7 protein-coding genes and 1 tRNA gene are annotated in these 11433 nt (G+C 52.8%); 6 read left to right on the forward strand and 2 right to left on the reverse strand.

Annotation, left to right across the window (positions count from 1 at the left end; translation table 11 throughout):
* Positions 1–27 precede the first annotated feature (27 nt).
* The gene (locus NG346_RS08355) at positions 28–1071 is read left to right on the forward strand and encodes a M28 family peptidase (protein ID WP_262280350.1); all 1044 of its coding nucleotides are present in this window, start codon (positions 28–30) and stop codon (positions 1069–1071) included.
* Positions 1072–1453: 382 nt separating this feature from the next.
* Here NG346_RS08355 and NG346_RS08360 read toward each other — a convergent pair whose 3' ends face one another.
* Positions 1454–1729 (reverse strand): HU family DNA-binding protein, encoded by a 276-nt coding sequence (locus tag NG346_RS08360; protein WP_262280349.1) that lies wholly within the window; start codon positions 1727–1729, stop codon positions 1454–1456.
* 220 nt (positions 1730–1949) lie between these two features.
* Here NG346_RS08360 and NG346_RS08365 point away from each other — a divergent pair, with 220 nt between their 5' ends.
* The 3 genes from NG346_RS08365 to secDF all read left to right on the forward strand — a co-directional run bounded on the left by NG346_RS08365 (position 1950) and on the right by secDF (position 7088).
* Positions 1950–2852 carry a rhomboid family intramembrane serine protease gene (locus NG346_RS08365; protein WP_262280348.1) on the forward strand — a complete coding sequence of 301 codons (903 nt, stop codon included), beginning with the start codon at positions 1950–1952 and terminating at the stop codon, positions 2850–2852.
* Positions 2852–3922, forward strand: coding sequence for an endonuclease/exonuclease/phosphatase family protein (locus NG346_RS08370; protein ID WP_263010690.1), 1071 nt, complete (start codon positions 2852–2854; stop codon positions 3920–3922). The genes NG346_RS08365 and NG346_RS08370 overlap by 1 nt, the downstream gene beginning before the upstream one ends.
* Before the next feature lie 127 nt (positions 3923–4049).
* Complete coding sequence (secDF, locus tag NG346_RS08375) at positions 4050–7088, forward strand: protein translocase subunit SecDF (RefSeq protein WP_262280346.1); 3039 nt, start codon at positions 4050–4052, stop codon at positions 7086–7088.
* A 154-nt stretch (positions 7089–7242) separates the two neighbouring features.
* Here secDF and NG346_RS08380 read toward each other — a convergent pair whose 3' ends face one another.
* On the reverse strand, positions 7243–8037 hold the full coding sequence (locus NG346_RS08380) for an ADP-ribosylglycohydrolase family protein (RefSeq protein ID WP_262280345.1): 795 nt from the start codon (positions 8035–8037) through the stop codon (positions 7243–7245).
* 182 nt (positions 8038–8219) lie between these two features.
* Here NG346_RS08380 and NG346_RS08385 point away from each other — a divergent pair.
* A tRNA-Gln gene (locus tag NG346_RS08385) sits at positions 8220–8290 on the forward strand.
* Positions 8291–8668: 378 nt separating this feature from the next.
* Entirely contained in the window at positions 8669–11131 is a 2463-nt protein-coding gene (locus tag NG346_RS08390) for a glycoside hydrolase family 127 protein (protein ID WP_396266791.1), read from the forward strand.
* The last annotated feature ends 302 nt before the right edge of the window (positions 11132–11433 follow it).

Consider the following 11433-nt stretch of genomic DNA (forward strand, 5'->3'; position numbering starts at 1 on the left):
AATATATTTGTAGAATCGTAAACAACGATGACTCGAAAGAAAAGAACCATCCTTATCGTGACAAGCTGCTTATGTGTGGTCGCTGCCCTGGCAGTGGCCTTTTGGCCGGCAAAGACGGCATCGGTCGATGACACCGAGGATACAGAAGAAACAGAAAAGGTAGCACCCGTGGGACCGGCCTTCAACGCGGACTCTGCCTACGCCTACACCAAGGCGCAATGCGACTTTGGACCACGCGACATGAACTCCAAGGGCCACGATGCCTGCGGCGAGTGGATCGTGGCACAGTTTGAGCGCCTCGGCTGCAAGGTGACGCGACAGAATGCCGATCTCAAAGGTTACGACGGCACGATCCTCCACAGCATGAACATCATGGCCAGCTACAACCCCAATGCCACCACGCGTATCATGCTCTGCGCTCACTGGGATTCACGTCCCTGGGCCGACAACGATCCCGACTCCACCAACTGGCACAAGCCCATCCTGGCGGCCAACGACGCTGCCAGCGGCGTGGCGGTGATGCTGGAACTGGCACGACTGCTCGCCCAAAAGAGCGTTGCAGCCAAACTGCCGCAAAACCTTGGCGTGGACTTCGTGTGCTTCGATGCCGAAGACTGGGGCACGCCACAGTGGAGCGACCGGCAAGACGACGGTAGCTCTTGGGCACTCGGCGCGCAATATTTCTCCGCCAACCTGCCGCAAGGCTACGCTCCCCGCTACGCCATCCTGCTGGATATGGTCGGCGGACAGGGCGCCCAGTTCTATCAGGAAGGCATGTCGAAACAGTATGCGCCCGAAATCGTGAAGAAGGTGTGGCGCGCTGCCCGTCAGGCCGGCTTTGGCAGTTTCTTCCCCAAGAGCGACGGCGGCATGATCACTGACGACCATATTCCCGTCAACCAAACGGCAAAGATTCCGTGTATCGACATCATTCCTTACTACCCCAACTGCCAGCAGAGCTCCTTCGGACCTACGTGGCACACGCTTGCCGACGACATGGAGCATATCGACAAAAACACGTTGAAGGCTGTCGGACAAACCCTCGTACAAGTTATCTTCAGCGAGAAATAATCAGGAAGTTATAACCAAAAAGACATGATTATAACTTAATAACGGTACTTTTGCGCAGCCATTTTTATATGAAATGACCGCAAAAGTACCGTTTTCTTGTTGTCATCTCAGTTGTTTCACCCGGTCATCTCGGTTGTTTCTCATGATAAAACAACTGTTGTCTTACTCATCCATCCCAAATTTGTGCTTCATCCCCTTCTTTTTTCTCCATTTCTCCACAAAAGTTTCTCTGGAATGCGCGCCTGCGCAGCATGTGTTTTGTCAAAAAGTTGGTAGGACGAGACCGCCTGAGACACACTCCCTAAAAACCATGATGAAAGGGCAGAAAAAAAGCGCACCCCGCAAGGCACGCCTTTTCATATCGTGACAATAATTGTTTACATTATTTGTTCACAGACTCCTCGAATTCAGATCCAGCGTTGAACTTCACGACCTTCTTGGCAGCAATCTGGATCTTCTCACCAGTTGCGGGGTTGACACCCTGACGAGCCGGGCGCTCCTTCACGGCGAAAGTACCGAAGCCAACCAGCTGTACTTTGTCACCAGCAACCAATGCTTCTTTCACGGCTGCGATTGTGGCGTCCAATGCCTTTTTTGCACTCTCAGCGTTCAGGCCTGCGCCCTCTGCTACCTTTCTTACTAATTCTGACTTGTTCATAATTTTATTTTATTTGGTGATTATTTTGTCTGCATGAAACAAATACGCTGACAAATATAGGGCATTCCTTTCATAAAACAAACAAAAAAACAAAAAAAATGAGATGGAGCTTGAAAAAAGGCCCTTATTCGCTGTGTTTATGGCTGTATCAGAGAGTTTTTTCGTAATTTTGCAGCAGTTTTCACGCATTTACATATAACAACAACGAAATCGCCGTATCATGTTCAGAATACCAACAGTTACAAAGAATCTGCTTATCATCAATATCCTGGCATTCCTTGCCATGAAGCTGCTTCTGCCTGTCACTGGCGTTGACCTCAATGACCTCTTTGGCTTGCACTTCTTCATGGCCTCCAATTTCCAGGTCTACCAGCTCGTCACCTACATGTTCATGCATGGTGGATGGGAGCATATCATCCTCAACATGTTCATGCTATGGATGTTCGGCGCTGTCGTCGAACAAGTGTGGGGTGGAAAGAAGTTTCTTTTTTATTACATTTTCTGCGGTGTCGGTGCTGGTGTGATGCAAGAGATCGCACAGTTTTTCTGGGTCTATTTCATGCTCGACGGACAGCAGGCACTCAGTCTGGGAGACTCGATAGGGGTCATGCACCAACTGCCCAAGCTCAACGAACTGACCACTGTGGGTGCCTCGGGCGGCATCTATGCCCTGCTGCTCGCCTTCGGTATGATGTTTCCCGACGAGAAGATGTTCATCATCCCCATTCCCATCCCCATCAAGGCCAAGTGGATGGTGCTCGGCTCCATTGCCATCGAGTTCTTCTCAGCCCTTTCCATGCCCGGCAGCAACGTGGCACATCTGGCCCATCTCGGTGGCATGATCTTCGGATATTTCCTCATCCGCTATTGGAGAAAGCATCCCGGACAGTCCTACCACGCCGGCAACACACAGTTCTTCACCAATCTCAAAGCGAAATGGGACCAACGCTCACAGCATCACAGCCATACTGAGCGCAGCGGAAATCCCGACTGGGACTACAACGCCAACAAGAGAGCCAACCAGGAAGAGGTGGACCGCATCCTCGACAAGATACGCAAGAGCGGATACGACAGCCTCTCCCACGAAGAAAAGCAAAAGCTCTTCGATCAAAGCAAGAAGTGATGAGGAAGATCAAGCAGGTCACGCTTCAGATCATCGCCGGGGTCAATATTGCCACGATCGCCATATTGCTGATGACAGGATATTCGGGATGGCTGCGTCCCGAAACCTTTCCTATGCTCAGCAATATAGGCTTGCTGTTGCCCTTGCTCATCGTCATCAACCTTGGTTTCCTGGTCTTTTGGGTGCTCATTAAGTCGCGCGGCATGCTCATCCCCATCGTCGGCTTCCTCATCGGCTATGTTCCCGTGAGGCAGTACTGCCCGGTCAATATCCCGCAGAGCGCGCCGGCCGGCAGTTTCAAAGTGCTGTCGTACAACGTATGGCAGTTCGGCGATGCCAGTCATCCTAACCCAGTTTTGGAATATATCAAAGCGCAGAAAGCCGACATCGTGTGCCTGCAAGAGGCCAACATCAACGTCCTTGGCGCGCAATATGTCGACTCTGTGATGCAGAGCGACTATCCCTTCCGCGACACGATCACGCATGGTGGCGATGTCGTAGCGATGTTTAGTAAGTTTCCCATCCATGGCAAGGAACGCATACCGTTTGAGTCCCGGGGCAACGTGAGCGCAGCTTTTCGCGTGCAGATACAAGGACGCACTGTCATCGTCGTCAACAACCATTTGGAGAGCACCGGCCTCAGCCTCGAAGAGAAAAGCGACTTCAAACTCATGGTCAAGGGCGAGCTGCCCTCCGACACGGCACGTCATGTCTCGAAAATGCTCATTAAGCAACTCGGAACAGCCACAAAGAAGCGAGCCCCGCAAGCCGAGGCTGTGGCACGCTTTATCGCTTATCACCGCGGCACACCGATCATCGTCTGCGGCGACTTCAACGACAGCCCCGTGTCATACGTCCACCGCACCATCGCCAAAGGCCTTACCGACTGCTATGTCGCCACGGGCAACGGACCCGGCATCAGCTACCATGTCAACGGATTTTTCGTGCGCATTGACAACATCCTCTGCACCGACGACTTCACACCCTACGACTGTCATATCGACCGCTCCATTAAGGCTTCAGACCATTATCCCATCGCTTGTTGGCTGAAAATGAGCAACAAGCGCTAAAAACATTCGCTAAAATTTTCTAAAGCGTGAAAAAATAGCTATCTTTGCACATCTTATATGCGAAAACAATCGCAGAACACGCTCAACGAAAAAACAAAAAGAGAAAAATAAATAATAAACTAACAAAATGCAAAACAAAGGAATTGTCATTGCAACCGGCGTCCTCCTGACGCTCGTCTGCATCTTCTACTTGTCATTCCCTATCGCCACGCATTACTACGACGAGCAGGCTGCCAAGTTGAAGGATCCCATCGCCCAGCAGGATTACAAGGATTCTGTGAAGTATCTGGGCGTCTACAGCTACCAGAAATGCCTTGAGACACAGATCGGCCTCGGTCTGGACTTGAAAGGCGGTATGAACGTTATCCTTGAGGTCAGCGTGCCTGATGTCGTTGAGAACCTCGCCGACCACAAGACCGACATGGCTTTTGTCAAGTCCATGAGAGACGCACGTGCCGAGCAGGAGCGTACACAGGGCGACTTCGTCAGCCTCTTCATCGACGCTTATCACAAGAATGCTCCCGGTCATCACCTCGCTGAGGTCTTCGCTACACAGGAACTTCAGGGCAAGGTCTCACCGACCAGCTCCGATGCCGACGTGGAGAAAGTCATCCGCGAAGAGGTCAACTCTGCCATCGACAACTCCTTCAATGTCGTCAGAACACGTATCGACCAGTTCGGTGTCGTACAGCCCAACATCCAGAAAGTGCAGGGCGCTGAGGGTCGCATCATGGTTGAGATGCCTGGTATCCGCGAGCCCGAGCGTATGCGCAAACTGTTGCAGGGTAGCGCCAACCTGGAGTTCTGGGAGACCTACAACGCTCAGGAGATCGCTCCTTACCTCCAGCAGCTCGACAGCCGTCTGGCCAATGGTGGCAACGAGAGCGACACTGCCAAGGCTGAAAAGAGCGACAACACCAAGAAAGCCGTGGCCAAGAAACCCGCTACCACACAGGCTAAGCCTAAGTTCAAACTCAACAACGCCAAGAAGACCAGCGTGCAGACCACTCCCGACGCTCAGCTCGCCGAGGCTAAGAAGCTCCATCCGCTGCTCGCCATGCTGCAGACTACCAACCAGGGTCTGAGCGTTGTCGGCTATGCCAGCGTTCGCGATACCGCTGCCATCAACCGCATCATCTACGGCGCTGTGGCTAAGCAGGTACTTCCCTCTGATCTGAAACTGCTCTGGAGTGCTAAGCCTGCTGACGTAGGCGCCAAGAACATCTTCGAGCTCCACGCCCTGAAGGTCACCACGACCAATGGACGCGCTCCACTGGAAGGTGATGTCGTGACCGACGCTTCCGACCAGTTCAACAATATCACCGGTCAGCCTGAGGTCAGCATGACCATGAACTCTGACGGTGCACGCCGCTGGGCTGAGCTCACCAAGGCTAATGTGGGCAAGGCTATCGCCATCGTGCTCGACGGTGTCGTCTATTCCGCTCCTCGTGTCAACGGTGAGATCGACGGCGGACAGAGCTCTATCTCCGGTAACTTCACCATTGAGGATACTAAGGACCTGGCCAACACGTTGAAGTCAGGACGTATGCCTGCTCCTGCTCACATCGTGCAGGAAGAGGTCGTCGGTCCTACCTTGGGTGCACAGTCCATCCAGCAGGGTCTCATCTCCTTCGTCATTGCCTTCGTGCTGCTGATTGTCTTCATGCTGGCAATGTATAACATCATCCCCGGAAGCATCGCTGTGGGTGCTCTGCTCATCAACGTATTCTTCACACTGGGAATCCTCACCTCGTTCCAGGCAGCCTTGACAATGTCCGGTATCGCCGGTATGGTATTGTCACTCGGTACCGCAGTCGATGCCAACGTGCTGATCTATGAGCGTATCAAGGAAGAGCTGCGTGCCGGAAAGGGCATGAAGCAGGCCGTCAACGCCGGCTACAGCAACGCCTTCTCCGCTATCTTCGACTCCAACCTTACTTCGTTGATCACCGGTGTGATCCTCCTCCTTGTGGGTACAGGTCCTATCCGCGGCTTCGCAACAACTTGGATCATCGGTATCTGCTGCTCCTTCTTCAGTGCCGTGTACTTGACACGTCTGCTCTATGACTACAAACTCAACCACGACAAGTGGATGCACTTGAAGTTCGACACCAAACTCTCGAAGAACCTCATGCAGGGCACGAACTACAAGTTCATGCATATGTTCAAGGCCAGCTTCTCTGTTTACGCTGTGTTCATCATCATCAGCATCATCAGCTTCGCAGTACGCGGACTGAGCTTAGGCATTGACTTCACGGGTGGCCGCAACTATGTCGTCACACTCGACAAGTCCGTTCCTGTAGAGGATGTGCGCAACGTACTGAACGACGCTTTCGTCAACACCAGCGGTCCTAACGCCGGCAAGCCTGCTACGACAAACGTCATCGCTATCGGCACCGACGGCAAGACCATCCGTGTATCCACCAACTGGAACATCGACAGCAACAAGCCTACCGAGGACGACAAGGCTGAGACCATCCTCTACAATGCGTTGAAGAAGGGCGGCTTCGTCAGCCAGGCTAACGTCAACGCCTTCAAGAATCCTGATATCCGTCAGGGCGGCTCTATCATCAGTTCTTCTAAGGTCGGTCCGTCTGTCGCTAAGGACATCACGCGCAACGCCTTCATCAGTGTGGGTCTCGCCCTGTTCTTCATCTTCCTCTACATCTTGCTGCGCTTCCGCAACCTCGGCTTCTCTGTGGGTTCTATCGCCGCTCTTGCCATCGACACGACAATGGTCATCGGTCTCTACTCACTGTGCTACGGTTGGATTGGCTTCTCACTGGAAATCGACCAAACATTTATCGGTGCCATCCTGACGGTGATCGGTTATGATATCAACGACTCCGTGGTGGTCTTCGACCGTATCCGTGAGAACCTGCGCAAGCATCCGAAGGGCAACAAGTACGATCTCTTCAACCTGAGTATCAACGAGACCTTGGCCCGTACCATCAACACCTCGGCCAGTACGCTCATCGTGTTGCTCGCCATCTTCATCCTTGGTGGTGACTCCACACGCAGCTTCTCGTTTGCTATGATCATCGGTGTGTTTGTCGGTACGCTGAGCTCTATCTTCCTCGCATCGCCGATCGCTTACCTCATCCTCGGCAAGAAGGGCGAGAAAGATGAGAAAGAAGCTCTCGCCGAAGTACAGGCACAAGCATAACATCACAGGCACATGGCAAAGCCAGCAGGGCTTTGCCACGTCTTGACAACCATAAAAAATCCCCGCCAAGCAGTCGCTTGGCGGGGATTTTTTATTTCATCATTCGATTATTTTTACTTCGTCATTCGTTTATTGTGATTTCGTCATTCACTCCTTACAGCTCATCCTGCATTCGCTGATAGAATTGCTGCACGATGTCGAGCATGTCGGGCTCCAGATAGGAGCAGGCTTGCTCATAGAGCGTATCGGGCACTTCATAGAAGGCCTCAGCGATGGAGCCGGTAATGGCGGCTTTCGTGTCGGTGTCACCACGCGTCATGACGGCATTGCGGATAGCGCTTTCAAAGCTGTTGCTGTCCAGGAAGCAACGGATCGCCCATGGCACGGTCTCCTGGCACGACGAGTCGAAATGCCCCTCAGCGCCTATCTTCATGATGTCACCGAGCGGTGGCAGCTCATAGCCAAAGTTGTGCTTCACGGCGCTCTCTATCTCTTCCTTGGTGATACGGCAGGTACGCAGCCAGTAGATGAGCGTAGCCACGCACTGAGCGCCCCGTATGGCCTCCTTATGCAGATGGCTGCACTGTGCGCTTTTCTTGGCCTCGTCCATCACCTCGTGGTAATCGTCAAAGAGCCAGCCCACGGGACTCACACGCATGGCAGCACCGTTGCCCCATGAGTTATGGGGCTTGGGCTCGTCACTTCTCAGCCATTCGGCAAACATATTGCCGTATCCGCCTTTGGGATTGGGATAGCGGCGCCCCCAGTCGTGCAGGGCTTCGCTGTAGCTGCGATGGTTGAGAATAGCGTCGGCCACGGCGATCGTCATAATCGAGTCGTCGGTATAGTCGCACCGTGGCTTATCGAGAAACAGTTCAAAATTGTCTGTGGGTATCTCTTCAAATTCAAACCGCGATCCCACAATGTCGCCAATGATTGCTCCCAGCATAGTCGTGTGTTTTAGTTATCTAATGGCAAAGATAACACAAAAAGCCTGAACAAGCAAGAAAACACTTGAATATTTCTCTCCCTTTCTGAATTGCCAGAATACCCATACTTGTTACTAAAATCAAGAAAGCAGCCTGAAAATTTGGTGATACACAAAAAAAGCAGTATCTTTGCACCCAAGATTGTCGTATGGTGTAATGGTAGCACAACAGGTTTTGGTTCTGTTTGTCGTGGTTCGAATCCGCGTACGACAACGTCGAGAGGCTTCTGAATACGTTCGGAAGTCTCTTATTTGTTAAGGCCATCAGCCCCAAGACCGTGACCATACCGTTGACCGTATCATTCGACAAATCGCTGATACGCTTTTCTTCTTTTGTTTTTTAGACGCAAATCATTTGGAGCCAATCAAGAAAATGACTAACTTTGCAAACATAATCGCATTATTATCCGGAGCAAGGATGGGATAACATTCAGTCCTTGCAGTATTTCGAGCCCCCCTCTCCTTTGCAGAGAGGTACGGGAGGTGAGTCCCTCTTTTGTACGATTCTTGCATGATTCTTGGACGATCGTTGCGTATGGTTTGGAAATAATAGCGTAACTTTGCGGAAAGAAAATCCTAATATACATATTATATGAAACGACTTTTGACTTTCGCCGCCACCATAGTCATGCTGTTGCCCACACAAGCACAGAAGCGACTCGGCGGCTATCCGATCACTCCCGTGACATTCACCTCCGTGAAGGTGGCTCCCAATAGTTTTTGGGGACAACGGCTCGAAGCCAGCCGCAAGGTCACCATACCGCTCGCCTTCAGCAAATGCGAGGAGACGGGACGCTACAAGAACTTTGAACATGCTGCCGCACACCTCAAAGACCCGTCAAAGGTCTTTCCCATCACGGGATACAGCTTCGACGACACCGATCCCTATAAGACCATTGAGGGAGCAAGCTATATCCTTCAGACCTATCCCGACGCTAAGCTGAAACACTATATCGACAGCGTGATCACCATCATCGGCAGTGCACAGGAGCCCGACGGCTATCTCTACACTGCCAGAACACAAAACCCGCAACACCCCCACGAGTGGGCTGGCGACAAGCGGTGGTCGAAAGAAGAGGATCTCAGCCATGAGCTCTATAACCTCGGACACATGGTAGAAGCTGCCATCGCACACTACCAGGCCACGGGCAGCCGCCACTTCCTCGACATCGCCATCCGCTATGCCGACTGCGTCTGCCGCGAGGTTGGACCCAAACCGGGGCAGGCCTGTGTGGTGCCGGGACATCAGATTGCAGAGATGGCACTCTGCAAACTCTATCTCGTCACCGGACAACGCAAGTATCTCGACGAGGCGAAGTTCTTCCTCGACTATCGTGGTAAGACACAGGGGCGGTCGGAATACTCGCAAAGCCACAAGCCAGTGGTTGACCAGGACGAAGCTGTCGGTCACGCTGTGCGCGCCGCCTATATGTATGCCGGTATGGCTGACGTTGCCGCGCTCACCGGTGACACGGCTTACATCCATGCCATCGACCGCATCTGGGACAACATCGTCAGCAAGAAGCTCTATATCACTGGCGGCATCGGTGCCACGAACAACGGTGAAGCCTTTGGCGCCAACTATGAGCTGCCCAATATGAGTGCCTATGCCGAGACCTGCGCCGCCATCGGCAACGTGTATGTCAACTATCGGCTTTTCCTGCTCCACGGCGAGTCGAAATACTACGATGTGCTGGAGCGCACGCTCTACAATGGTCTTATCAGCGGTGTGAGCCTCGACGACGGAAAGTTTTTCTATCCCAATCCGCTGGAGTCCATGGGACAGCATCAGCGTCAGCCGTGGTTTGGCTGCGCCTGCTGCCCAAGCAATATCTGCCGCTTCATCCCCTCACTGCCCGGATATGTCTATGCCGTGAAGGACCGCAACCTCTATGTCAACCTCTTCCTGGCCAACAGTGCCACGATGAAGGTAGGGGGCAAAGAGGTAAAGCTGAGCCAAGAGACACAATACCCTTGGAATGGCGACATCGCGCTGAAGATTGAAGACAACCGGGCCGGACGCTTCAATATGAAGATACGCATCCCGGGATGGGCAAAGAGCCGACCCGTGCCATCAGACCTATATGAGTATTCCGACGGCAAGCGACCCTCTTACTCCGTGCTTGTCAACGGCAAGAAGGCGGAAGCCGCTCTGGAGTCTGACGGATACTATACCATCAACCGCACATGGAAGAAGGGTGATGTCGTGCGCATCCACTTCGATATGGACGTGCGCACCGTACGCGCGAATAATAAGGTGGTAGCTGACCGCGGACTGATCGCCGTGGAGCGTGGACCGCTGGTCTACTGTGCTGAGTGGCCTGACAACAACTTCGACATCATGGGCATACTCGTCAACCAAAGTCCGACGTTCGCTGCCGGAGAGAAGCCGATGGCTGCCTTCATCCCCGCCGACCGCCATAAGCAACTCACACTCTTCAAGACACAAAACATCACCACACTCTCCACCGACGCCCAGCTGCTGGCCTACGACAAGCAGGGACGGCTGACCACAACAGACGAGCGGCTGACGCTGATCCCGTATTTCGCCTGGTGCCATCGCGGCAGTGGCAACATGAAGGTATGGATGCCGCAGGATGTGCGCGCCACCCGTCCCGCCACACCGGCCACGCTGGCTTCGCAAGCCACTATCGCCTCGTCGACTCCCTCAGCATCGATGAAGAGTATTGCCGACGGACTGGTACCTGCCGACGAAAACGACCGTTCGGTACCCTATTTCCATTGGTGGCCGAAACAGGGAACTACGGAGTGGATTACCTACACCTTTACTGAGCCACAGCAAGTGCAGTCCGCAACCATCTATTGGTACGACGACCTGCCCTGGGGCGGATGCAAAGTTCCGGAATCTTGGAACATTGAATACCAAAACGCGCAAGGCCAGTGGCAGCCGGTGGCAGATGCCGACAGCTATCCCGTCAAGAAGGGACAGCCCTGCACCGTACACTTCACGCCCGTAAAGACGACGGTGCTCCGCCTCAACGTCAAGCAGCCCGAGAAATACTCCTGCGGACTGTTTGAGTGGAGCGTGAAGTAACATCAAAAATGTTCCGAAGAAATGGCATGGCAAGATAATTGCGCACATATTTGAGAAGAACAGATCTTATCGATACAAGAAATGGAGAAAGGGAAGTAAAACGGTGTACCCTTTCTCCAATTTCTTATATATGTATCCAACGCATTCAAATGTTACAATCCTCAAATTCTTGATTTTTTCTGGCCCAAGGGGGATTGTCCGTGGCGGACGGATGCCGCTGCCTAACCAAAGACAGTAACACATCTATAGAAAAAGAAGGGTATATCCCTTATTCCCTTCAGGCATGACCTGAAGGCTTTCAT

This window comes from Hallella absiana (assembly GCF_025457485.1).
GTDB lineage: Bacteria > Bacteroidota > Bacteroidia > Bacteroidales > Bacteroidaceae > Prevotella > Prevotella absiana.